The sequence below is a fragment of the Clostridium beijerinckii genome (assembly GCF_036699995.1).
Lineage (GTDB): Bacteria > Bacillota > Clostridia > Clostridiales > Clostridiaceae > Clostridium > Clostridium helianthi.
On record NZ_CP144906.1, the window covers coordinates 2,594,019 to 2,617,451 of the forward strand.

General features: G+C 29.4%; 23 protein-coding genes. 19 read left to right on the top strand and 4 right to left on the bottom strand.

Annotation, left to right across the window (positions count from 1 at the left end):
* Positions 1-43: 43 nt before the first annotated feature.
* Positions 44-1,474 (bottom strand): aspartate ammonia-lyase, encoded by a 1,431-nt coding sequence (locus PZA12_RS12130; RefSeq protein WP_077840616.1) that lies wholly within the window; start codon positions 1,472-1,474, stop codon positions 44-46.
* 703 nt (positions 1,475-2,177) lie between these two features.
* On the opposite strand from PZA12_RS12130, the gene PZA12_RS12135 reads away from it, so the two are divergent.
* The 8 genes from PZA12_RS12135 to PZA12_RS12170 all read left to right on the top strand — a co-directional run bounded on the left by PZA12_RS12135 (position 2,178) and on the right by PZA12_RS12170 (position 5,994).
* A complete protein-coding gene (locus PZA12_RS12135) occupies positions 2,178-2,630 on the top strand; it encodes an Lrp/AsnC family transcriptional regulator (protein WP_012058559.1) in 453 nt (150 codons plus the stop codon).
* Positions 2,631-2,826: 196 nt separating this feature from the next.
* Complete coding sequence (locus PZA12_RS12140; RefSeq protein ID WP_012058560.1) at positions 2,827-3,057, top strand: hypothetical protein; 231 nt, start codon at positions 2,827-2,829, stop codon at positions 3,055-3,057.
* Between the two features lie 376 nt (positions 3,058-3,433).
* Positions 3,434-3,607 (top strand): hypothetical protein, encoded by a 174-nt coding sequence (locus PZA12_RS12145; RefSeq protein WP_168982228.1) that lies wholly within the window; start codon positions 3,434-3,436, stop codon positions 3,605-3,607.
* 337 nt (positions 3,608-3,944) lie between these two features.
* Positions 3,945-4,175 carry a hypothetical protein gene (locus PZA12_RS12150; RefSeq protein ID WP_078115658.1) on the top strand — a complete coding sequence of 77 codons (231 nt, stop codon included), beginning with the start codon at positions 3,945-3,947 and terminating at the stop codon, positions 4,173-4,175.
* 395 nt (positions 4,176-4,570) lie between these two features.
* Positions 4,571-4,759: a hypothetical protein gene (locus PZA12_RS12155; RefSeq protein WP_077840618.1), complete on the top strand. Its 189-nt coding sequence runs from the start codon at positions 4,571-4,573 to the stop codon at positions 4,757-4,759.
* Between the two features lie 209 nt (positions 4,760-4,968).
* Positions 4,969-5,175, top strand: coding sequence for an alpha/beta-type small acid-soluble spore protein (locus tag PZA12_RS12160; protein ID WP_017209309.1), 207 nt, complete (start codon positions 4,969-4,971; stop codon positions 5,173-5,175).
* 272 nt (positions 5,176-5,447) lie between these two features.
* The gene (locus PZA12_RS12165) at positions 5,448-5,609 is read left to right on the top strand and encodes a hypothetical protein (RefSeq protein WP_168982226.1); all 162 of its coding nucleotides are present in this window, start codon (positions 5,448-5,450) and stop codon (positions 5,607-5,609) included.
* Between the two features lie 154 nt (positions 5,610-5,763).
* Positions 5,764-5,994: a hypothetical protein gene (locus PZA12_RS12170; RefSeq protein ID WP_077840619.1), complete on the top strand. Its 231-nt coding sequence runs from the start codon at positions 5,764-5,766 to the stop codon at positions 5,992-5,994.
* Between the two features lie 76 nt (positions 5,995-6,070).
* Here the strand turns inward: PZA12_RS12170 and PZA12_RS12175 are convergent, their stop codons facing one another.
* Positions 6,071-8,047, bottom strand: coding sequence for a glycosyltransferase (locus tag PZA12_RS12175; RefSeq protein ID WP_078115656.1), 1,977 nt, complete (start codon positions 8,045-8,047; stop codon positions 6,071-6,073).
* Positions 8,048-8,220: 173 nt separating this feature from the next.
* Between PZA12_RS12175 and PZA12_RS12180 the strand changes: the two genes are divergently transcribed.
* The 5 genes from PZA12_RS12180 (at position 8,221) to PZA12_RS12200 (ending at position 12,821) form a co-directional block, all read left to right on the top strand.
* A complete protein-coding gene (locus PZA12_RS12180; protein ID WP_012058564.1) occupies positions 8,221-8,727 on the top strand; it encodes a hypothetical protein in 507 nt (168 codons plus the stop codon).
* A 318-nt stretch (positions 8,728-9,045) separates the two neighbouring features.
* Entirely contained in the window at positions 9,046-9,351 is a 306-nt protein-coding gene (locus PZA12_RS12185; RefSeq protein WP_077840622.1) for a hypothetical protein, read from the top strand.
* 705 nt (positions 9,352-10,056) lie between these two features.
* Positions 10,057-10,971: a polysaccharide deacetylase family protein gene (locus PZA12_RS12190; protein WP_078115655.1), complete on the top strand. Its 915-nt coding sequence runs from the start codon at positions 10,057-10,059 to the stop codon at positions 10,969-10,971.
* A 212-nt stretch (positions 10,972-11,183) separates the two neighbouring features.
* On the top strand, positions 11,184-11,453 hold the full coding sequence (locus tag PZA12_RS12195; RefSeq protein ID WP_012058567.1) for an ACT domain-containing protein: 270 nt from the start codon (positions 11,184-11,186) through the stop codon (positions 11,451-11,453).
* Positions 11,454-11,465: 12 nt separating this feature from the next.
* On the top strand, positions 11,466-12,821 hold the full coding sequence (locus PZA12_RS12200; protein WP_078115653.1) for a PFL family protein: 1,356 nt from the start codon (positions 11,466-11,468) through the stop codon (positions 12,819-12,821).
* A gap of 153 nt (positions 12,822-12,974) precedes the next feature.
* On the opposite strand, the gene PZA12_RS12205 is transcribed toward PZA12_RS12200, so the two are convergent.
* A complete protein-coding gene (locus PZA12_RS12205) occupies positions 12,975-13,124 on the bottom strand; it encodes a hypothetical protein (protein ID WP_171983630.1) in 150 nt (49 codons plus the stop codon).
* 364 nt (positions 13,125-13,488) lie between these two features.
* Here PZA12_RS12205 and PZA12_RS12210 point away from each other — a divergent pair, with 364 nt between their 5' ends.
* The 3 genes from PZA12_RS12210 (at position 13,489) to PZA12_RS12220 (ending at position 17,667) form a co-directional block, all read left to right on the top strand.
* Positions 13,489-15,468, top strand: a complete 1,980-nt coding sequence (locus PZA12_RS12210; RefSeq protein ID WP_103699001.1) for a YgiQ family radical SAM protein — start codon at positions 13,489-13,491, stop codon at positions 15,466-15,468.
* A 267-nt stretch (positions 15,469-15,735) separates the two neighbouring features.
* Positions 15,736-16,647, top strand: coding sequence for an AEC family transporter (locus PZA12_RS12215; protein WP_077845263.1), 912 nt, complete (start codon positions 15,736-15,738; stop codon positions 16,645-16,647).
* Between the two features lie 255 nt (positions 16,648-16,902).
* The gene (locus PZA12_RS12220; RefSeq protein WP_078115651.1) at positions 16,903-17,667 is read left to right on the top strand and encodes an exodeoxyribonuclease III; all 765 of its coding nucleotides are present in this window, start codon (positions 16,903-16,905) and stop codon (positions 17,665-17,667) included.
* 899 nt (positions 17,668-18,566) lie between these two features.
* Here the strand turns inward: PZA12_RS12220 and PZA12_RS12225 are convergent.
* Positions 18,567-20,000: a DDE-type integrase/transposase/recombinase gene (locus PZA12_RS12225; RefSeq protein ID WP_168983577.1), complete on the bottom strand. Its 1,434-nt coding sequence runs from the start codon at positions 19,998-20,000 to the stop codon at positions 18,567-18,569.
* A 174-nt stretch (positions 20,001-20,174) separates the two neighbouring features.
* Between PZA12_RS12225 and PZA12_RS12230 the strand changes: the two genes are divergently transcribed.
* The 3 genes from PZA12_RS12230 to PZA12_RS12240 all read left to right on the top strand — a co-directional run bounded on the left by PZA12_RS12230 (position 20,175) and on the right by PZA12_RS12240 (position 23,401).
* The gene (locus tag PZA12_RS12230; protein ID WP_078115650.1) at positions 20,175-21,521 is read left to right on the top strand and encodes an ABC transporter substrate-binding protein; all 1,347 of its coding nucleotides are present in this window, start codon (positions 20,175-20,177) and stop codon (positions 21,519-21,521) included.
* Positions 21,522-21,618: 97 nt separating this feature from the next.
* Positions 21,619-22,509 carry a carbohydrate ABC transporter permease gene (locus PZA12_RS12235; RefSeq protein WP_078115649.1) on the top strand — a complete coding sequence of 297 codons (891 nt, stop codon included), beginning with the start codon at positions 21,619-21,621 and terminating at the stop codon, positions 22,507-22,509.
* A 1-nt stretch (position 22,510) separates the two neighbouring features.
* Positions 22,511-23,401: a carbohydrate ABC transporter permease gene (locus tag PZA12_RS12240; protein WP_012058575.1), complete on the top strand. Its 891-nt coding sequence runs from the start codon at positions 22,511-22,513 to the stop codon at positions 23,399-23,401.
* The last annotated feature ends 32 nt before the right edge of the window (positions 23,402-23,433 follow it).

The following is a 23,433-nucleotide window of genomic DNA, read 5'->3' on the forward strand; positions in this document are numbered from 1 at the left end:
TAGTATAATCCAAATTTTTTAAAATTATACCAAGAGTTAAAAATTATATTGCTTGATTTATTTTTTCCTTTGATTCTAGTGTTAGTGAAGAATTCAATTGTGTCATTAAATTTGGATCTAGAATTTGTTCTAATTCCTCAGAAGTTAATATACCTTTAGCTAGAACAAGTTCCTTTACAGAAATTCCTGATTTTAATGACTCTTTTGCAATGTCAGCAGAATTTTGGTATCCAATGTATGGGCAAAGTGCTGTTACAATACCAACACTATTGTCTAAGAGTTCTTTGCATCTTACTTCATTAGCAGTAATACCTATAATACAATTATCAACTAAAGTTGCAGTAGCATTTTGAAGCGTTTCTATTGACTCAAATAATTTGTAGAATAGAACAGGTTCAAAAGCATTAAGCTCTAATTGACCAGCTTCTGCCGCCATAGTTATTGTTAAATCATTACCTATAATGTTAAATGCAACTTGTGAGACTACTTCTAAAATAACAGGATTAACTTTACCAGGCATAATAGAAGAACCATTTTGCATTGAAGGCAGATTGATTTCAGCAAAACCTGTTTTTGGACCGCTAGATAGAAGTCTTAAATCATTTGCCATTTTAGACAAATTGACTGCACATGTTTTTAGAAGTCCTGATACACTTACAAAACAGTCAAGATTTTGAGTTGCATCAATTAAATCATTTGATTGAGTTAAATTAAGACCGCAAATTTTTCTTAAATTAGGAGTTATATTATGAAAATATTCAGGGCTTACATTTATTGCTGTACCAATAGCTGTGCCCCCTATATTTAGAACAAGCATATCTTTTTCAGCCTCTTTTAAGCGTTCTATATCACGTTTTATCATCGATGCAAAAGCATTGAATGATTGTCCTAGTCTAATTGGAACTGCATCTTGAAGTTGAGTACGTCCCATTTTAATTATATTATTAAATTCTAGGGATTTTAATTTAAGAGTATTATATAAACGTTGAAGCTCTGCAATAGTTTTTGGAAGCATTTTTAGAACTGTAAGTTTTCCGGCTGTAGGAAATACATCATTAGTAGATTGGGCCATATTTACGTGATCATTTGGGTGTACAACATTATAACTGCCTTTAATTTCTCCAAGGAGTTCAATTGCACGATTAGCTATAACTTCATTAGCATTCATGTTAGCAGAAGTTCCTGCACCTCCTTGAATTGAATCTACTATAAATTCTTCATGTAATTTTCCACAAATAATCTCATCGCAAGCATTTATTATAGCATTGGCAATCGTTGAAGTTAAGAAATTTGCATCTCTATTTGTAATAGCAGCAGCTTTTTTTACTTCAGCAAGACTAATTATAAATTCCTTATTTAATTTCCTTTCAGTAATAGGAAAGTTGTTTTTTGCTCTTAATGATTGAATGCCGTAATATGCACTGGCTGGTACCTCCATAGTTCCTATTGAGTCTGATTCCATACGTGTTTTCATTTAAAAATTCCTCGCTTTCATAACTTAAATCATTTCAAAAATTTAAAATAATAGATTACTTAAAATAATTTCTAACAACAAAAGATAAATTTATAATCAAGATATATCTACCGTTATTTTTTTATTAATCTCTATGACTGAAGATTATCACGCTTTAAAATCAATGTAAATATTAGAAACAAAATTGTGAATAAAAGCTAAAAATTAGCATAATGCACTTAAATAAAATTATAGTAGATATAAAAATGCTTAATTTTATTAAGTCTGAAATTTTAAACAAAATGCGAACATAAGTATTGAATTATATCTATAAATTCGTAATGTTGCTAAAATTTTAGATGATGTTTTGCTTAATAATAAGAAAAAATTCATAAAGACAATAAAATAGTATAAAAATTGTGAATAAATAAGGAAAAGTTTGAAATATATAAGTAGCGTAATAGTTTATACTAAAATACAAAGTTAATTTTTTAAATCAAAACCTCAAAAAGTACTTGTAAATTTCTAATAATCACCTTAAAATATAAATATAACAGATAGGCAATTTGAATAAGTATGCAATAAGAATAGATTGCTGAAAATTTAATAATAGAGCGCAAAGGGGCGTATCAATAATCAGAAACTATTAGGATTATTTGATATGTTTTTTTATTCTTTAATTTTGCTATTATAATTAATTCATAAGGAGACAGAGGTATAGTATATGGACAAGATTGATTTTAAGATTATTGAACTTCTACAAGAAAATGCTCGTTATCCACTAAAGCATTTAGCAGAGGAAGTGTTTTTATCAACTCCCGCAGTATCAGCACGTATTGAAAAATTGGAACAAGCAGGTGTTATAACAGGATATTCTGCACACGTTGATCCACTAAAGTTAGGATATAATATTAAGGCATTTATTAATTTAGAAATGACGCCTAAGCAGAAACCAGAGTTTTATCCTTTCATATCAAATTGCCCAAATGTACTTGAGTGCAATTGCGTAACAGGCAAGTATTCAATGTTAATAAAGGTTGCTTATCACACAACTTTAGAATTAGATGCCTTTATTGGAGAATTACAAAAGTTTGGAAATACGGAAACTCAAATAGTGTTTTCTACAGCTGTTGAGCATAGAGGAATAGATGTGACATCAGAAATTGGTGATAAATAGATTTAAGAAAGAAGACTGTTCTGAATATAAACATGGTTTATATTTAGAACAGTTTTTATTATTACAACATAAAATATAGAATAATCTGGAGGTCTATATCATAGAATTGTAATGGTATAAATATATGTCAAGGAAAGTTTCTATAAGAAAATAATTTGGGAATTATATATATGTCGAGTTGGAGGGAGGAAATATTGTGAGTGAATATGAAGAAAAATTAAACGAAAATAAGAACATAATATTGAGAAATATTGAGCAAGGTAAAAAATCGGGGGTTAATAAAGTTTCAGCCGTTTTTGCCATAAGTAAAAGAGATGAGCTCCGAAAAAACATGGTTACAGATTTGGCTACATGGCTAATTACTGATGGATATAAAGTTTCGCTTAAAGAAGGAGAACTCGAGATATTAACTATTGAATGGGAATAAAACAGAAATTTGCACAAACCCTCAAAATAAGAGGGTTACATATATGCTATATAAAAAGCATAGTATTAAACATACTAACATAAATATCAAAGTTTTAAGCACCTAAACTTATAGGTGCTTTTTGTTATGTGAATAAATAATGCGATTTTTTTACAACAAAAAGAATTAATGCAAAAATATTGTTGTTTTATAGTCAGATTTGTGCGTTTAGAGTAAAAAGCATTTTTAAAGTTTGAATGTTGTGATAACATTTACAGTATAAGAAGTGAAATACTTATAAAATTAACACTTAATTTAAATTTTTTCTTCAGAATTTGCTACACAAATTTTACCAACTTAATTGTATTCTATAGAATATTAGAGGGGATGAGAATGAATGGGGAATATAATTAAAATAAACATATATTATGCAGAATTTACAAGAAAAAATAAAGGCAAATTAAGATTGGAAACAGTAGAAAAATCCATTTTGAGGTATGATAAATGGTTAAAGGATACAAATAGAAAAGATAATATAGAAACTTATGAGGAATTTTTACGGGCTCAGTAATACTGACGGGGGATAGTAAGTGATATTAATATTACTTACTATCCTTTAGCGTCTCTAGTATTAGTTTGTTTATTACATTTGGTTGGCATGGAGGAAAACAAAATATATAGACATAAGTATAAGAAATTTTCATAAATATATTAATGTGGATACATATATAGATAAATCAGCTATAATCTAGACTTATGCGTATGTCTCGCCGAAATGAATAATATACTTAAATTTAACCACTAGAAGTTGTGTTTAGGTAGAAACGGAAGGACAAGTTATAGAGCTATAATAAGGAAATTTAATATGTCTTTATAAAATTAATAATCTAAATAAGGGAGAGGTTTAAATGGTTAAAGATGAATTTAAAGGTTTAGTAAAAGAGTATAATGATGAAAGTTGTTCGTGGTGCAAAAGTGAATCGAACTGCTTTTATAAAAGAAAGGCAATGGAGGCTACTAGAGAAGCTATAAAAGAAATCGTAATTTGTACATCAGCTTATTGCACTGCAAAGGTTTCTTGCGATTATTATAGAAGGGACAGCGAGAAATACAATCTTTATAATGTTAAAGAAGCTTAGGAATAATTGATAATTCTATGAAAGGTGCTACTTTTTATTGTGGTGCCTTTTTTATTGTGTATGAAAGTATAAAAATTTTGTTTTTTGAGCCAGTTATATCAACCTTTAATAGTGATATAGCTTGTAAAAATGTGATTAATGGAGAGCGTGGCACAGCCACTTTGTTCTTTAAAAAAGTTAAGTATTCAATTAAAGATGGAATATAGAACTCCAATTTAAATGTATGTTTTTATTTGGAATTAGCAAAGAGTACTAGCAAGAATATAAATGCTTTTGTTAAATAAATTAGCAAAAAATATATGCTAGATAGGAATATAATTAAATATTACTCATATACATCTATATTGTCTGATAATATTATAGGACTAATATATGGATGCGTTATGGAGGGCAATATGAAATTCGACTATAATTTATTAATTTTACTGCTAATTAATTTCTTTTTGTTATTCATAGTTATAGGTGTAGTATTTAAAGTAGTTAGAGGTTATAAGGCACATGTAGACAGGAATAAAAAAATTGAACAGAAATTTGATGAGATATTAAATGAGTTTATAATAAAAACATTAAATAATAGTAAATAAAGCGTTAATACAAGAATATTGCTGCTTTAGGCGAATATATCAATGAATAACATGTAAGTAAATCCACTAAGTACTTAGGGACGTAAAGTAATATTAACTAATACAAGCTATCAATACTATTTTTGTTAATATTTTTATAGATTATATTTTGTGTTATTGGTTAATATATTACTGCCAAACAAAATTAAAATAAAAGGAGGTAGATTCAAATGGCATCAAATAATAGTGGAAGCAATAGAACATTAGTACCTGAAGCAAAGCAAGGTTTAAACAGATTAAAAACTGAGGTTGCATCAGAAATCGGATTACAAAACTATGAAAACATCGATAAAGGGAACCTATCTTCAAGGCAAAATGGTAGCGTTGGTGGAGAAATGGTAAAAAGAATGATAGAAAGCTACGAACAAGGGTTATAAAAAATAACTATACAAAAAAGGCATTCATAGAAGTATGAGTGCCTTTTTAATATAAAAATGTATATTAGTTTATATGTTAAAAACAGTTAATAACATATATTGCTACAATGAACGTATGTCTAATATTCTAATAAACCTAGGATCAATTAAGGAGAAATGTATAAACTAAATTCGGGTATATCACATTCTTTATAAATTAAACAATATGAACCATAAAATATGATATAATTAATATTATAAAAAATATTATAAAAAATATGGAGGGACTATTAATGAAAATAAATGATAGAGTTGAATTTTTAGAAAACGATAATAAAGGTAAGAAAGGTACTGTGATTAAGTTGATGGGAGAACATAGTGCTGTTGTTGTAATAGACGGAGAAGAAGATGATGTTCCAACTTTGGCAAGAGTGACGAACTTAAAGGTGATTTAATTGAATTTTTAAATTTACATATACATTAATATATATTTAGAATTTTATTATATGTTACGTATGAAGTATAAAAATAATTTCCTCTTTTTCATATAATTGGTTATATATTTCGTTTGATTATATATAATTAATTATATATAAAGGAGGGAGACTTATGTTAGACGGTAAAAAAGAGATATTAACAATGTTTAAAAATAAAAATGATGGGTTGACATTTGAAGAAATACACACTAATGAAAAATTTCAGCCAGAGGTATATTTTAAAAATGGAACCTTAACTAAAATAAATATTTTCTTAGTTGGAGCTTTAAATCAAATGGTGAATAGTGGCATACTTGTTTGGAGACAAGGAAAGTATTACTTAAAAGAAAACGATATAGGTTAATTTTCTAATGAAGAATAAGCGAAGAAAATGGCTCTATACACAATTTTCTTTGCTTATTTAATGTTCTCTTTGAATATCAAGCTTCTCCTAGAATTTTATATATGAATTTCGTAATATCTGGAAGATTTAATCCATCATGTCCTTTTTCTGGCTCATAGCGTAAAATTATTTCAATATTATTAAAGTTATCAATATTATTCATGCGTTCCATACGTTTCAATAATGGTACTATCTGGGTTGAATTGTCTGCATGAGAGCATAAATTAGCGAGGATATATATCTTAGGAACATAATTGTTTTTTTCAAAAGCATCTACTACGTTAAATCGATCGTTATATTTTTCAAAAGGTTCATCATCATCAAAGCAAAGTGTTACAACAGTTTCGAATGCTTCCTTAACAATCCAATTGGAGATGTCAAATTGTGAGTTGTCGACAACTACTGATGATCCTCTAAGATATATCCCCATAATTACTGAAAGGTAACCACCTGCTGATGTGCCGTAGATAACTGTATTCTCGAGCTTAATATTCATTTTAGCAATGATTTGTTTTAATATTAAACTACTATTTTCAAGATAATAATTTTCATTTTTTCCGACGCCCCAAGCAACTTGTAAATATCCATTTACATAAAGTGTAGGATCCATGCAGAAAATAGAGGAGGTTTTCAACATCTGTGACCAACTATGCCTTTGGAAGATTGGGACATTAACATTTCCACCGACTACAGCACCATTGTTAAAAACAATAAGTTTATCATTTCCACTTTTTCTGTTTATTAGATATTCATAAGGTACACCATTCTGAATGACTCTTAGCACATATATATAATCGCTTGGTATTTTTAACTTATTAATTTCAGAATAATCTATTGTGATTTCAGGGTATGGAAGTTTTACATATTTTGCATTGCTTGTCCTTTGAATAGTGTTATCGATTATTAATTCGGTTTTTTTAACTTCTGTCATAAGATCATAATCATTGTTAATATCGAAAACTCTGTTATATCTATAAGGATTGTTCAAATACCAAAGTAAAATTCCAAATAATTCTTTTTCATCAAAGTGAATGATATTGCCGCATTTGTATTTTTCTACCAGCTCCCTTGCTACACCAACATCTGTTGAAATAATAGGAGTATTTAGTATTACGCTTTCAACTAGAGCAAGAGAAAAACCTTCGCTAAGAGAAGTTAAGATTGTTGCTGTTGAGTTTTTTATATACGGATATGGGTTTTCTACATATCCTATTAGTTTAACATTTTCCGTAAGTTCATTGTCTTCTATATATTTTTGAAGAATTAATTTGTAATCCCCATCTCCTAAAAGATAAATCATAAAATCATCACGATATAGCTTAAGTTCTTTTGCAGCTTTTAATAGCAAAATTTGATTTTTGTTGAAATCAAGTCTACCAACAGATGTAAAGAGCATTTTATCCGGTATGCTAATTTTTTCGTTACTTAAGATGTGGATTTTCTCTCTATTAACAGAGTTCGAAATTTTAACAACATTTTCGGTTATACCAAAAAGCTCGGACAAAGATTTTTCTACTACATCTGAAATTACTACTATAGAATCAAATTGCTTTAAAACTGAAGCCTGCATTTCGTGTTCTTGTTTAATTTGTCTATATTCATTCGAATTTTTATCTAGCCAATTATAGTCAAGCTCACGCATATCACCTCTAATCCAAATTATTTTTGTTGCACAATTTAAATATGAGGCAAAGTAAGATGGAGCACTATGATTACAAGCAATAACACAATCATATTTTTCATTAATTAGTTTATTGAAAAGTAAGGGAGACACAAGTAATTTATAATAGTAATCAAGGGAATCTTTTTCGTTATAGCCCTCCTTTGTTGAATCAATAAGCGCATCTAATATTTTAATATTACTATTATAGACATGAACATTGGAGGTTTTAAATAATGGCAAGATGCTTATATCATATTTATACTTATCTAATAGATTTAAAACATCTGCTAAAGATTTTTCTGTTCCATAGCCAGAAGTTATATTCCAAGTTATAAACAATAATTTTTTCATTAGTTCACCTTCTTATTAGATTATATGTTAAGGCAACGGAATTCAACTTTCCTATTAATATATGAGAAGCAACATAGTTTTGTTAACCACATAGTTAAGTTAACTTCTTTTTTTTGATTTTTTTAATAAAATAAAGTATAATTAAATGTGTATTAAAAAGGAGGGCGAAATTTGTGGAATTATTTGAGGTAGGGAAACCATTTAAGGATGGTATTACAAGGTATCCAGAAGGAATAAGTTTCGATATAAATAAAAATGGGTGCAATTTGTTAATTTATACTACGAAATTTACAGAAAAATCTAGACAAGCTATTATAAAAGGTGATCTGAAATACGGATATTTCAAAGAAGATAATGTTATTATCATGCTATTCAGATTCGGTAATCACCAATGGATAGAAGTTCCGTATTCTATACATATGTGTAAAAATTCTGTTGAATTAGAAGAAGTTACAGAAACTGAGGGCTTCTCTCTTAATATATATATTATTAATTCGGGAACAGGGGTTTTAGAAGATACTAGACAAGTTGAACTTGATATTAGATTATCTAAAATGTTAAGAGATGATGTCTTAGAACAGAAAAGTATGCCGTATAGTGGCTTTAATATTAGAGTAAGTGAATTTAATAGAAAATATTCAACTAAAGCATTAGTTAGCATGTCTAGAGCATTAGTTTAAAATAATTTTAGGTATGTGTAGATAGCTCATATTTCAAATTAAGATATTTTTAGTAAACAAAATTGTAAGATATGTATATGCTGCAATAATAAATTTATATTTAAAACGCTGGTAAATTACGTGTTAGATTAAAAACTAGAATGTAGAAATTTAATTGCAACATATACATACATAAATATTAAATTATAGAACGGATAAGTAAGTATAATATTACTTTCATAAGCTAATTGCTATTCATAAGTCTAATCCCTAGATTTTAGATATTGAAATAATAATTCTTAATTTATATAATTTTAGTAACAGAAAGGGGTGGAAGCTATGAAGGTTGAGTTTTGTCTTGTAGAAAGTGATGATATTGTTTTTACAAAAGAATCTAAAGATTTGAAGGATATAATAAATGTCATTACCAAAGTAGGTACAGAGATCAATTTGTTTTTTAGCAAAGATGATTTCATCCATGGTTACGTACAAAATGTAGCATATCAAGTTAATGCAGAAAGTAATGATGAGAGTCTAATAATATATTTTTCAAATGATTATAAAAAATCTAAGAACACAGAGAGAATATCAGCTGAACATTTAAGTACTACGAAAATAAGTGCTAAAAATAATGATAAGGCGTGATCGGAAAAATAATAAGTCCATCTGCTAAGTATGTTTTACAGCATTCTGCGTAAGTAGGTTGTCATAGTAATTTTGCTATTAGATCAATATACTTACGTGTCTAAGAAGAATAAGACTGGTACTTTGTACTTGTTATTTTCATTTATATGCCTAAATAAAAATTAAGGTGAGATAGTAAATTTTATGATTTATTTACTATTTCACCTTAATTTTTTTATGCTTTAGTAATTTATAATCTGATAAAATTGCGGATGATTTAAAAAAGGTTGATTGAATAACTTTTGTGTTTTAAAAAGAATAAAAATAAATAGGAACATGTGCTGTAATTGAAATTTGTACTTTATCTTTAAAGTGAGTAATTTTTGAGTACTGGAATATTAAGCGTAAATTTATTATTGAAATATAATTGAAATATCTATTATTTATAGGTTTAAGTTATTTGAAAATAATATATTTTAGGATTTAATATATACATATTTTATAAATGTTGCCTTGTGTGCTATAATTTATATGAATTTTTATTTATAAATTGTAATTTTTGTGAAGTATATTGAAAATAGTGAAGGTTACAAGTAAAAGCGGGTGAACTTTGTGATACATATAGGCTAAATATGAAAGAAATTATATATGAATAAAATTAAATTTGTAACTATAAAAAATAAAGTTTAAGATAAATTTATGCTTTATATTATAAGGAGATATATTATGAAAGAAAAAAAGAATAGAAAAAGATTTAATAATAGCAGGAGAAGTAATTTTATAAAATTAGTTAAAATAGTATCACTTTTAGTTGTGATTGGGATAATTGCTTTTATTGGGATTAATAAAGGAATAAATTCTTTTGCTAATATGGCTGCTAGTCAAAATAGTGATAAAAAAGATGTTATCGAAAACCCATCAGAGGATGAGAAAAAAGAGTTTGGGGAAGTTCCGTTAATAAATGATAATAGAGGCGTGCCGGTAATTTGTTTTCATTCTATAAATGATGATCCTTCAGTAAAAAGCCCTATTATTATTTCAAAGGATAAATTTAGAACACAACTTCAAGCTATTAAAGATAATGGATATACGACATTAACAATGGCTCAACTTAATGATTACCTTTTTAAGGGCAAGGCTATTCCAGAAAAAAGTGTTGTTCTAACATTTGATGATGGATATAGAGATAATTATACTAATGTATTTCCAATCTTAAAAGAGTTTAATATGAATGCAACAATTTTTGTTATACAAAGTTATTTAGATAGAGATGGATATCTAACTACTGACCAAGTTAAAGAGTTGAGTAGTAGTGGAATAATTGATATAGAGTCTCACACGATTTCTCATATTGATCTTCCGACTATGTCATATGAAGATCAATTAAAAGAACTAAAAAATTCTAAGGAAAAGTTAGAAAGTTTAATTAATAAGCCTATAATTTCGATTGCTTATCCAGAAGGAAAATATAATGATGATACTAAGAAAGCTTTTAGTGAAGTTGGTTATTCAATGGGATTTACCACTGAAAGAGGATATGCTGACAGAGATGATAATTCTGCAGAATTAAACAGAATATGTGTAGATTATACATATAAGCCTAAAGACATTCTAAAGGTATTAAAAAACTTGAAAAAGTAATGTGAGATTTTCTTTTGAATAAGAATAACAAAAATCCGAACGAAAAGAAAAAATATTTACAAAACGTTCTCTTAAAATTGACAAAATATAATATAAATTATAGAATAAAGAGAGCAATAAAGATGCTTATTAGATATTATCCAATTCAATTAGAATTGGATAATATTTTTAATAAGGATCTTAAAAATAACTTATGAATGGAGTAGATAAGCATGAAAGCAATATTAACAGTAATTGGGCAGGACAAAGTTGGTATTATAGCAGGGGTTAGTCAGAAAATGTTAGAATATAGTATCAATATATTAGATGTTAATCAAACTATAATGCAAGGTTTTTTTACCATGATAATGGTATTAGACTGCAAAGATATGAATGCGACTTTTGAAGAAGTTCGTGCAGGACTTACAGCAGAGGGTGAAAGACTTGGGGTAGAAGTAAAGATTCAAAGAGAAGAAATATTTAAGTCAATGCATTCACTATAATAGGAGGGGCTTATGAATACTAATAATATACTTGAAACGATAAAAATGATTGAGGAAGAAAAACTTGATGTTAGAACTATAACAATGGGAATATCCTTGCTTGATTGCATAGATCCAGATGGAGATAAAGCTAGAATTAAGATATATGATAAAATTACAAAATCTGCAGAGCATTTAGTAGAGGTTGGAAGGCAAATAGAAACAGAATTTGGTATTCCAATAGTAAATAAAAGAGTTTCAATAACTCCTATGTCAATAATTGCTGGAGCTACTAATGAAACTAGCTATGTTGAATTTGCAAGAACTTTAGATAGAGCAGCAGAGACTCTTGGAATAGATTTCTTAGGTGGATTTTCAGCATTAGTTCAAAAAGGTTGTACAAAAGGTGATAAGATTTTAATAAGTTCAATCCCAGAAGCTTTAGCAGTAACAAAAAAAGTTTGTGCGTCAGTTAATGTAGGATGTACAAAATCAGGAATAAACATGAACGCTGTAAGAGATATGGCAGATGTTATAAAGAGAACTGCAGAACTTACAAAAGATCAAAAAGGCTTTGGTTGCGCTAAGTTAGTTGTATTTGCAAATGCAGTAGAAGATAATCCTTTTATGGCAGGAGCTTTCCACGGAGTTGGAGAAGCTGAGAGAATCATAAATGTTGGTGTAAGCGGACCAGGAGTTGTTAAGAGAGCACTTGAGAAAGTAAGAGGAGCATCTTTTGATGTTGTTGCTGAAACAATTAAGCAAACTGCATTTAAAGTTACAAGGATGGGAGAATTAGTTGCTAACGAAGCATCTAGAAGATTAGATGTACCTTTTGGTATAGTTGACTTATCTTTAGCTCCAACACCAGCCATTGGTGACTCGGTTGCAGAAATTTTAGAAGAAATAGGACTAGAACAAGTTGGAACTCATGGTACAATTGCGGCACTTGCTATGCTTAACGATGCAGTTAAAAAAGGTGGAGTTATGGCATGTAGCCATGTTGGAGGCCTAAGTGGAGCTTTCATTCCAGTATCTGAAGATGCAGGTATGATTGATGCAGTTATAAGCGGATCATTAAATTTAGAAAAATTAGAAGGAATGACATGTGTATGCTCAGTTGGTCTTGATATGATTGCAATTCCTGGAGATACTCCAGCATCTACGATTGCAGGAATGATAGCTGATGAAGCTGCAATTGGAGTAATAAATAATAAGACTACAGCAGTTAGAATTATACCAGCACCAGGTTGTGAAATCGGTGATATGGTGGAGTTCGGTGGATTATTGGGTAGAGCACCTGTAATGAAGGTAAATGGTAAATCATCAGAATTATTTGCTCAAAGAGGTGGAAGAATTCCTGCACCTATACATTCATTTAAAAATTAATAAACATACAAATAAGACCTAAAAGATATTAATATATCTTTAGGTCTTATTTCATATTCTATATTATTTCTAAAATAAGCAATTATAGAAATCTTTTCTTTTGTAATATCGAGGTGTAAAAATAGCCTTACAGGATAAAATTAGTTAGTTGTTTTATAATAAGAATAATAGTGGCCATAATGCCCATGCATTATTAAAACCATATCCACCACCATATCCGCCATAATTGCCGTATCCATAAAAGTTTCCGTAATTGTATCCACAGCAATTATTGCAACATCTGTTATAACAGCATCTGCTCATAGTTCATTTCTCCTTTGTTAATCTATATCATTTGTTATATTAATAATATATTAAACATAATTAAAAATTGTTACATATTAAACTTAAAAATAAAATTATCTATAAGGATATTAACCTGCCATATTTTCATTATACAAATTTATGTAAATAAGATCTTATAGGTGTACATACTGGGGGAGAATAGTTTAAATAAAGCATTTTAATACAAGAATAATTGGAAATAATGTTTAAAAAGACATGAAATTAATAAATAACATAATACGGATTTAGAATTTGGTGTCTTTATGTTATAATAGGCAAAGAGAAAATAAGGTGTGTATGATTTTTTAAAATTAAACCATAAGAAGAATAAGTAGGTGAAGATATGACAACTGAAAGAAAGTTTTTGCCCATAAGCAAAAAAGATATGAGAGAAAGAGGTTGGGAGCAATTAGATTTCATAATTGTTACAGCTGATGCATACATTGATCATCATAGTTTTGGTACTGCAATTATTTCGAGAGTACTTGAAGCAAATGGATATAAAGTTGGGATAATACCACAACCAGATTGGGATAATATTTATGATTTTCAGAGATTTGGGAAGCCTAAATATGCTTTCCTAGTTAATGGTGGAAACATGGATCCTATGGTCAATCATTATACTGTAAGTAAAAGATTAAGAGAAAAAGATTTTTATTCTCCAGGTGGACAAATGGGACTTAGGCCTGATAGAGCAACAATTGTTTATTGCAATAAGATAAGAGAAGCTTATAAAGATATAGATATTGTAATAGGAGGAATAGAAGCAAGTCTTAGAAGATTTGCTCATTACGATTATTGGAGTGATAAAGTAAGAAAATCAATATTAATTGATAGTACAGCTGACTTGTTAATTTATGGTATGGGTGAAAAACAAATAGTGGCCGTTGCAGAAAGTTTAAAGAATAAAGTTCGAGCAAAGGATATAACTTATATTAGAGGCACTTGCTATGCTACAGAAAGTTTAGAAGATGTGCAGGATTATATTGAAATTCCTTCGTATAAGGAAGTATCTACAAATAAATATAAATATGCGGAAGCAAGCAAAGTAGAATATGAAGAACAGGATTCTGTTCGAGGTAATATTATCGTACAAAAGCATGGAAGTAAATATGTGGTACAAAATATTCCAGAAGCCCCTTTGAATAGAGAGGAATTAGATGAAGTATATGGACTTCCGTATATGAGAGATTACCATCCTGTTTATGAGGGGAAAGGCGGAATAGCTGCAATTGAAGAAGTTAAATTTAGTACAGTAAGCTCAAGGGGCTGTTTTGGAGATTGTAAATTTTGTGCTATAACTTTTCATCAAGGAAGAGTTGTTCAAAGTAGAAGTAAAGAATCAATATTACAAGAAGTTGAAGATATTACAAAACTTCCGGATTTTAAGGGATATATTCATGATGTAGGAGGACCGACTGCAAACTTTAGAAAACCAGCTTGTTCTAAGCAGTTAGCTTTTGGAGCATGTAAAAATAAAGAGTGTTTATCTCCAGATGTTTGTAGAAATATGGATGTAGATCATACTGAATACCTTGATTTGTTAAGATCTATAAGGAAAGTGCCAAAGGTCAAAAAGGCATTCGTGCGCTCAGGTCTTAGGTATGATTATATTATGGCTGATAAAGATGATACGTTTTTTAAAGAATTAGTAGAACATCATGTAAGTGGAAAATTAAAAGTTGCACCTGAACATATTTCAAAAGATGTACTAAAATATATGGGTAAACCGGCTGGTGAAACTTATGATAAATTTGTAAATAAGTTTGAAAAAATAACAAAGAAACTTGGAAAAAAACAATATATAATTCCATATTTAATGTCATCTCATCCGGGAAGCACTTTAGAATGTGCAATTGAGCTTGCTGAGTATCTAAGAGATATTAACTATCAACCAGAGCAGGTACAAGATTTTTATCCAACACCAGGTACATTGGCTACAACAATGTATTATACCGGATTAGACCCAATGACAATGAAAGAAGTTTATGTACCAAAGACTAAGCATGAAAAAGCTATGCAAAGGGCTCTGCTTCAATATAAGAATCCAAAGTATTATACACTAGTATATGAAGCATTAACTCAAGCTGGTAGAACTGATTTGATAGGAAATGGTCCGAAATGTCTTATAAAAGACAAGAATAAAAGTGTGAAAGGTTATAATTCCAACGTTTCTAGAGGTAATGAAAGCCAAGGAATTAATAGGAAAAAGACTTCAGACAGATTGAAGGATAATAGAATTTCTGATAGAAGAGAAAAAGGTAAGAAAACAAAAGAGAAAAACTTGTCAAATGGCAAAAAAAGAACCGCCAAGAAAAGATAAAATATTAAATAGTATTGTAAATTTGCTGCAATAAAAGAATGAAATGTTTTTGTTAGATCTTAAATTTAGTTCATGAGTTGTAGCAATTTACTAAATTAATCGATAGTATATATTGAAGTTAAGAATAAGCTATTGATTTTTCAGTATGTCTTTGCATACATGCTGAAGTTGAATTTCTACATTTTGGTCCTGATTTGGTAGTTAACGTATTAGAGTGCTAGATGTGGATTTTTATTATTTCGATATAATTAAGAGAAAGGGGTAAAAATGGGGGATATTTTAATAAAAGCATTTAGCTTTATACTGATTATTGCGATAGGATACAGTTTCAAAAGGATAGGGGTTTTTGGGCCTAAAGACTATAAAATTATAACTAAAATTATAATGAATATTACTTTACCATGTGCACTTATTACTGGATTTGCAAATTTTAAAATGGATACATCAATGCTTTTTATTATTTTGCTTGGATTTTTGGGAAACATTATAATGTCTTTCGTTGGTTTTGTTTTAGCTAGAAATAAGGATAATAAAGAAAAAGCCTTTAATATGTTAAATTTAGCTGGATATAATATAGGATGTTTTACCCTCCCATATGTACAGAGTTTTATGGGAGCATATGCTGTTGGGATAACAAGTCTCTTCGATATAGGTAATTCGATTATGTGTACAGGAGGTACATATGCACTTGCATCAGGTGTTGTTGGTGAAGGAAATGACCAAAGCATTAGAGCGTTTCTTAGAAAAATGTTCTCATCTGTACCTTTTGATACTTATATGCTTATGTTTATAGTGACAATTACAGGTATTAAGTTGCCGCAGGTGATATATACAATAACTTCAAATTTAAGTGCAGGAAATGCTTTTTTGTCCATGCTTATGATTGGAATGGTTTTTGAATGCAAATTCCACAAAGAGCAGTTAGTTAAAGTTGCTTCTATTATAAGTATACGTTACTTGTTTGCAGCAATATTTGCAGTTATTATTTATTTTTGTGTACCATTCTCAATAGAAATTAAGCATGTACTAGTTATTTTGGTATTTGGTCCAGTTCCTGTTCTTGCACCAGTCTTTACGGCTAGATGTAAATGTGATGAAGGCTTAGCGGGGGTAGTAAATTCTTTATGTATACCTATAAGCATAGTCATAATAACTTTATTGTTGTTTATCATTAATTAGTATAATCGAAAAAGTAATATTTTGATAAATAGATTAAACCACTAGGCATAAAAAGCATGTGGTTTTTTTGTTATGTTAATAAATTATTTACTAATATAATATGTATGCTCTAATAATAAGTCTGCATTTAAAACTCTACATGCCAAAGTGTCCAATTAAATCTAATAGAAAGTAGAAAGATAATTGTGATATATATAGATAATATTTCTAAAATATTATATAATAATAATTATTATTTAAGATTTTAAGGAGGAGATGAAATTGAAAAAATTAATCTCATGGAATGTAAATGGGTTAAGAGCCTGCGTAAAAAAAGGCTTTTTAGAATATTTTAAGGAAATAGATGCTGATATATTTTGCATACAAGAAAGTAAACTTCAAGAAGGTCAAATAGATTTAGAACTAGATGGGTATGCAAGTTACTGGAATTATGCTGAAAAGAAAGGCTATTCAGGTACTGCTGTATTTACAAAAGAGGAGCCTTTGACCGTAAAAAGAGGCATTGGAATAGAAGAACATGATAACGAGGGAAGGGTGCTTACTTTAGAGTATGGTAATTTTTACTTAGTAAATGTTTATACTCCTAATTCTAAGCAAGGATTAGAAAGACTTGATTATAGAATGGTATGGGAAGATGTGTTTAGAAAATATTTAAAAGAACTTGAGAAAAACAAACCTGTAATAATTTGTGGAGATTTAAATGTTGCACATAAAGAAATAGATCTAAAAAATCCTACATCTAATAGAAAAAATGCAGGATTTACAGATGAGGAAAGATCTAAGATAACTGAACTGTTAGAAGCAGGATTTATAGATACATATAGATATTTCTATCCTGATAAAGAAGGAATGTATTCATGGTGGTCATATAGATTTAATGCTAGAGCTAATAATGCTGGATGGAGAATAGATTATTTCTTGGTTTCAGAAAGTCTTAAGGATAAATTAGAAGATGCAAAAATTCATATGGAAGTAACAGGATCAGATCATTGTCCGGTTGAGTTGACAATTAATTTATAATAAATAAAAAACAAAGCATAACAGCTATATTTGAGTAGTTGGTTATGCTTTGTTTTTTTACTCATTGTACAATAAATCTTTTTATGCCTATCCGAGCTGTAAAGCTGGAAATGAAAGATAGTTAATAGTTTTATATTAATCAATCTCCTCAAATAAAATTTATCTCATATTATTGATGTATTTATTTTAGATAAGTTTAAAGATAGTATATCATTTGAAAATTTAAAGTCCAACATTATAAAAACAGTTACATACCATTAGGAGGTTCATTATAATATAAACCATCTAAAGTTTTGTATAAAAAGGTCAAAATATGTTTTAAATAAATCTAAAATAATTTAAAGAATTATAACTTGAAAGTATTGACTTTAATACATATAAGTATATAATAAATTTATGATAATAAGTTGCAACTTAAAAATAATGCGTATGAAAAGGATTACCAGTGGCAAAATATCTATGAATTAACAAAAAGTCTAAATAAACTAAAAAAATATATACATAAAATAATTTAAAATAAATACAAGTTTATTGATATATTTTAAAATTGATTAAAATAAAGCGCGTATTTGTACAGGCTTTGCTTATAAAAGTTATTTTGATCACTGTTTTTAAGGACATATTTTTAATTAACAAAAATGAAATGGTGTTCACTAAATATATTAACTTCAAATAAAATGGTAGTGTAAAAAATATATGAAAAATCAATCCAACTACCATTTAATGTTAAATTATGTTTGCTAGTTGCCCTTGACACACCTAAAGATAAATGGTCTTAGGCAGTTAAGGACGGGTGAATGATAATTTTGAACATGACTAATAGACCCGCCTATTGAGATATTTTACCATTTATCTTTGTGGGCGTGTCAAGGGTGCGTTTCACCAACTGCTTTAGATCATTAGGCAGTTATTGTACAGTTATTTAGAACAAAGTCTTGAGATAGTTCAATAAATTTGCACCATCTAGTAGGCATGTTGGACATTGACTCTAACTCTTCAAGGATTACAGGAGTTTTGCCTTCAAGGGCAGAATGTGGTCTTAGAAAGTTAAAGTATGCCACAAACATAGTTACAAATGCAACCGACCCGTTAGGACTTCCGAAGCCAGTAGTAGCTCTATAATTGCCTTTAAAGGTTCGGTTAAGACGTTCAATAATTTGCTTCAATGGCCTATATTCTTTTGAAACTTCATCTTTATTGGTTAAGCCTATAACTTGAGTAACATCGAATTTTATACTATGGCTTGCAAAGAAGTGCTGTGCAAGAAGATATATAGGGTTACCATCAGTTATAAGATTAAGATCTTCAGGTATTTCTTTTAACTTACTTAGAACATCATCGATGGCTTTTACAGCCGTTTCGGTATCTCTATGTGGTGATACTCTGTAAGATAGAATAATCTTTTTAACAGCATCAAAAAAGAAGAAAATATAGTTCCACTTACCGTTAACTTTTATGTAGGTTTCATCGCCGCAGAAAGAGTCAGAAAGTTTATAATCGTAGTTATCTATAAATGGCTTAACTACAATTGAAACGGCATTAACATAGTTTAAAATTGCTTGATGAGATATTTTAATATCATGAATATCTTTAAGCAATGCAGCTGTCTTTCTGGAAGATAAACCGTAGTTAACGTAGTAAGTTAGAATGAGTCCTAAGGTGTAAGAAGAAATCATAATGTTTGGAAGAGAAACCTTTGATTTTACCGGACTTTCTTTAGAAAGTGGCTTAAAGTCAAAAGTGAAATCTCTAAATATGTATCTAACTTTGAACTTACCAGGATTCTTCTTAAAATCTTGTTTTTCAGATTTTGTCATTGATTTAAGATTATTTTGGTAAAAAGAGCAATTATCATTCTTACACTTATAAACGTAGAAATCCTTACGCGCCTTGATTCTTTCAAGTGTTTTACTGCAGTGAGGACATCTTAACACTATGGATTTCTGATAGTAATTTTTAGGATTGAATGTGGTATCACAGACTTTGCAAAGATATTGTCCTCGGCCTCCGTTATTATCGTAAAGATAGGTATGTGGAGCACCACACTTAGGACAGATAACATCCTTAGGAGCTAACGCTTTGTTTTTGCGAGGTTTCACAGGAGCAAATTCTTTGCCGTGCTTAAACTCATATTCAGCTATTAGAAGCTTATAGTTAAGTTTTTCGGGAACATCAAAGATTGGTTGATCATCTACTTGAAGCTTTCGGTATTCTTTCTTAACAGGTTCGTCCGAAATGCTTTTAAGCAAGTTTTTGCCAACCAGCAAAGTCATGAGATACTTTATAATTTCAATAAGATAAATTACAGTTTCAAGAAGAAACTTATTAATCATGGTAATAGCTTGCCTCCTTTTTTAGTTCAGTGTTTTTGTTTTGCAAGTATAAAATATCTTAACTTTTTGGGGGTGGCAAGTTATTTATATAAAAAATAAGAAAAATTAAAGGGTTGCTGCCTTAGTTAGATAAAAAACTTTGACAGTACCAATAAAATAATGGGAGGTAAAAATATGAAAAGTGTAAAAATATTAAAAAAACTTGCGGCTATTGCTGCTATAACATCTATTGCTGCAACAATGTTAATCGGATGTGGTGGAAGTAGTTCAAGTACTAGCTCAAGTGGAGGAAAGGATTCAGCATCATCTGCTTCAGGAGATCAGTTAGAAATGTGGACATTTATTGAGATGCATAAAACGTTTTATGAAAAGATGTTAGAAAAATGGAATCAGAAAAATCCTGATAAGAAGTTAAATATTAATTTTACAGTTCTTCCTTATGATGATATGCATAATAAATTGCAATCTGCACTCTTGTCCGGACAAGGAGCTCCTGATGCATGTGATATAGAAGTTGGCAAATTCCCTAATTTTCTTAAAGGAGACCCACAATTAGAGAATCTTGATGATGTTATCTCACCTTATAAAGATAAGTTGGTTAAATCTCGTATAGATCTTTACAGTAAAGATGGACATAATTACGGACTACCAACACACGTTGGAGCATGTGTTGCATACTACAATACTGAATTATTAGAAAAGGCAGGGATTGATTATAAATCGATAGTAACCTGGGATGATTTTAAAGCAGCAGGTGCTAAATATTATGCTGCAACTGGTAAAAACTTTGGGACAGCAGATACAAGTGCTCAATGGCAAGAAAGTCTTATGTTAGCAGAACAAAAATCAGATTTTACTGATGCTGAAGGTAAGCCACAATTAAACAGCCCTCAAATGGTTAAAGCGCTTACTACTTTAAGAGATTTACAAGATGCTCATGCAATAGCTACTATTCCAGGTGGACAACCTGATACAACAGATGCTGAAGGTGCAATAAATAATGGAGATTATGCAGTTGTAATAAAAGCTTTCTGGTATATGTCAAGATTCTTACAATACATGCCTGATCAAGCAGGTAAATGGGCAATTGCTCCAGCTCCAGTATTTGAAAAAGGTCAACCACGTTCTGTAGGTTTAGGTGGTACAGGTACAGCTGTAACTAAAACAGCTAAGAATAAAGAAAATCTTAAAGAATTCTTAGCATATGCAAAACTTTCAGATGAAGGTGAACAAGCAATATGGGAAGATTTAGGCTTCGATCCATGCAATACGGATTTATGGACTAAAAAAGATATTACTCATAATCCAGAAAATAAGTTTGTAAAATACTTTAAAACTAATCCTTTTGATACATTAAATGAAATCAAAGATGAAATACAATTAATTAAATCAAATGATGCTATTCCAAGTATAAACAACGTTTTAAATACAGTTACATTAAATAGCATATTTGAAGATAAGAAAGATATAAAACAAGCATTAGATGAAGCACAGCAACAAGTAGAAAATGAATTGAAATAATTAAAAAACATCCACACAGAGAAGCTTTTTATAAGCATATTGAGTTACAAAGATGGCTTCTCTGTATTATTTAAGCGTGGGAGGAGGAAGTTAAGAAATGGTAAAGAGATTTATATATAATAAAAAAGCAGCACCATATGTATTCATATTACCATTTATTCTTGTATTTTTACTTTTTTTCATATCTCCAATGGTAAATACGGTAATAATGAGCTTTGAGAATGTATTACCAGGATCAAGAAAATTTGTTGGGTTTGAAAATTATACAAAACTATTAGGGGATAAGGTTTTCTTAGTTGCGTTATGGAACAGCTTCAAATATATGATATGGACATTGATATTGCTTATTCCAATTCCAATGATACTTGCATGTATAATAGACAGCAAACTAATGGTTGGAAAAGAATTCTTTAAATCTGCATTATATTTACCGGCTTTAACATCTGTTGCTGTGGCAGGTATAATATTTAGATTTGCCTTTGGAGAACAAGCTACTTCGTTAATGAATCAGGTTGTTGCGTTATTTGGAATGGATCCATTTAAATGGCTAAAAAATGGAACTACAGGATTTATAGTATTGCTAGTATTGGCATGTTGGAGATGGACTGGTGTTAATATGTTATATTTCTTATCAGGACTTAAAAACATTCCTGCGGAATTATATGAATCAGCTGATATTGATGGAGCAAATACATGGCAAAAGTTTAGATATGTAACAATACCTCAACTTAAACCGACAACAATTTATGTGCTTACAATATCTATTTACGCAGGTCTTGCAATGTTTATAGAAAGTTATATGGTGTTTAATGGTAATAACTCGCCTAATAATATAGGTCTTACAATTGTAGGATATTTATACAGACAAGGTATTGAAAAAAATGCAATGGGCTATGCATCTGCTGTAGGATTAGTATTGTTTATTATAGGAATGGCTATTAATTTAGTACAATTAAAACTAAATGGAACATTTAAGAAAGGAGATTAGTATGCAAAGTAATATTAGTTTGAATAATAAAAAAAATACACAAAAAAATGCAGTGAGTCATGTAAAAAATTTGCCAAAAAGAATATTAATTTTTATGCTTTTTGCAGTCATAGCTGTAATACTACTAATTCCCTTTTATACATTGTTTGTTTCTACGTTCAAGGATGGTGCATTAGTAATAGCAAATGGTATGGATGTATCAATAGATACTGCTAAAATGTCGTTTAAAAATTATATAATTCTATTCACAGAAAAAAATAGCTTATTTACATGGTTTTTTAATAGTTTATTCTTAACTATAGTACAAGTAGTCTGCCAATTATTTATCAGCGCATTTGTTGCATATGGTTTCGCAATGTACGATTTTAAGGGAAAGAATTTTCTATTTATATGTGTTTTATTCGTTATGATGGTACCTTTTGAAATTTTAATGTTACCTTTATATAACCAAATAAGTGATATGCATTTAACAAATACCTACATTGGAATTATTTTGCCGACTATAGCAAGTGCATCAACTATATTTTTCTTTAGGCAATACCTCTCAGGAATACCAAGAGACCTTGTTGAGGCAGGTAGGATAGATGGGGCATCGGAATATGGTATTTTCTTCAGATTAATTCTACCGATTATGAAGCCATCTTTCGCGGCAATGGCAATATTAAATGCAATGTTTAGTTGGAATAACTTATTATGGCCAATGTTAGTGTTGAAAGATGGTGCAAAATTTACTCTACCAATAGGATTAAATACATTATTAACTCCTTATGGAAACAACTATAATTTATTATTTGTAGGTTCTTTCATTTCAGTAATACCAGTATTTATTTTATTTGCATGCTTCCAAAAATATTTTGTTGAAGGTATGACAGCTGGAGCTGTAAAGGGTTAATATGATTTGATTTTCACTAAGGACTAGAAAGT

Excerpts from the sequence above, each read along its gene's own strand:
- PZA12_RS12130 (WP_077840616.1), bottom strand. The coding sequence starts at position 1,474 with ATGAAAACACGTATGGAATCAGACTCAATAGGAACTATGGAGGTACCA.
- PZA12_RS12135 (WP_012058559.1), top strand. The coding sequence starts at position 2,178 with ATGGACAAGATTGATTTTAAGATTATTGAACTTCTACAAGAAAATGCT.
- PZA12_RS12145 (WP_168982228.1), top strand. The coding sequence starts at position 3,434 with ATGGGGAATATAATTAAAATAAACATATATTATGCAGAATTTACAAGA.
- PZA12_RS12150 (WP_078115658.1), top strand. The coding sequence starts at position 3,945 with ATGGTTAAAGATGAATTTAAAGGTTTAGTAAAAGAGTATAATGATGAA.
- PZA12_RS12155 (WP_077840618.1), top strand. The coding sequence starts at position 4,571 with ATGAAATTCGACTATAATTTATTAATTTTACTGCTAATTAATTTCTTT.
- PZA12_RS12160 (WP_017209309.1), top strand. The coding sequence starts at position 4,969 with ATGGCATCAAATAATAGTGGAAGCAATAGAACATTAGTACCTGAAGCA.
- PZA12_RS12165 (WP_168982226.1), top strand. The coding sequence starts at position 5,448 with ATGAAAATAAATGATAGAGTTGAATTTTTAGAAAACGATAATAAAGGT.
- PZA12_RS12170 (WP_077840619.1), top strand. The coding sequence starts at position 5,764 with ATGTTAGACGGTAAAAAAGAGATATTAACAATGTTTAAAAATAAAAAT.
- PZA12_RS12175 (WP_078115656.1), bottom strand. The coding sequence starts at position 8,047 with ATGAAAAAATTATTGTTTATAACTTGGAATATAACTTCTGGCTATGGA.
- PZA12_RS12185 (WP_077840622.1), top strand. The coding sequence starts at position 9,046 with ATGAAGGTTGAGTTTTGTCTTGTAGAAAGTGATGATATTGTTTTTACA.
- PZA12_RS12190 (WP_078115655.1), top strand. The coding sequence starts at position 10,057 with ATGAAAGAAAAAAAGAATAGAAAAAGATTTAATAATAGCAGGAGAAGT.
- PZA12_RS12195 (WP_012058567.1), top strand. The coding sequence starts at position 11,184 with ATGAAAGCAATATTAACAGTAATTGGGCAGGACAAAGTTGGTATTATA.
- PZA12_RS12200 (WP_078115653.1), top strand. The coding sequence starts at position 11,466 with ATGAATACTAATAATATACTTGAAACGATAAAAATGATTGAGGAAGAA.
- PZA12_RS12205 (WP_171983630.1), bottom strand. The coding sequence starts at position 13,124 with ATGAGCAGATGCTGTTATAACAGATGTTGCAATAATTGCTGTGGATAC.
- PZA12_RS12210 (WP_103699001.1), top strand. The coding sequence starts at position 13,489 with ATGACAACTGAAAGAAAGTTTTTGCCCATAAGCAAAAAAGATATGAGA.
- PZA12_RS12215 (WP_077845263.1), top strand. The coding sequence starts at position 15,736 with ATGGGGGATATTTTAATAAAAGCATTTAGCTTTATACTGATTATTGCG.
- PZA12_RS12220 (WP_078115651.1), top strand. The coding sequence starts at position 16,903 with ATGAAATTGAAAAAATTAATCTCATGGAATGTAAATGGGTTAAGAGCC.
- PZA12_RS12225 (WP_168983577.1), bottom strand. The coding sequence starts at position 20,000 with ATGATTAATAAGTTTCTTCTTGAAACTGTAATTTATCTTATTGAAATT.
- PZA12_RS12230 (WP_078115650.1), top strand. The coding sequence starts at position 20,175 with ATGAAAAGTGTAAAAATATTAAAAAAACTTGCGGCTATTGCTGCTATA.
- PZA12_RS12235 (WP_078115649.1), top strand. The coding sequence starts at position 21,619 with ATGGTAAAGAGATTTATATATAATAAAAAAGCAGCACCATATGTATTC.
- PZA12_RS12240 (WP_012058575.1), top strand. The coding sequence starts at position 22,511 with ATGCAAAGTAATATTAGTTTGAATAATAAAAAAAATACACAAAAAAAT.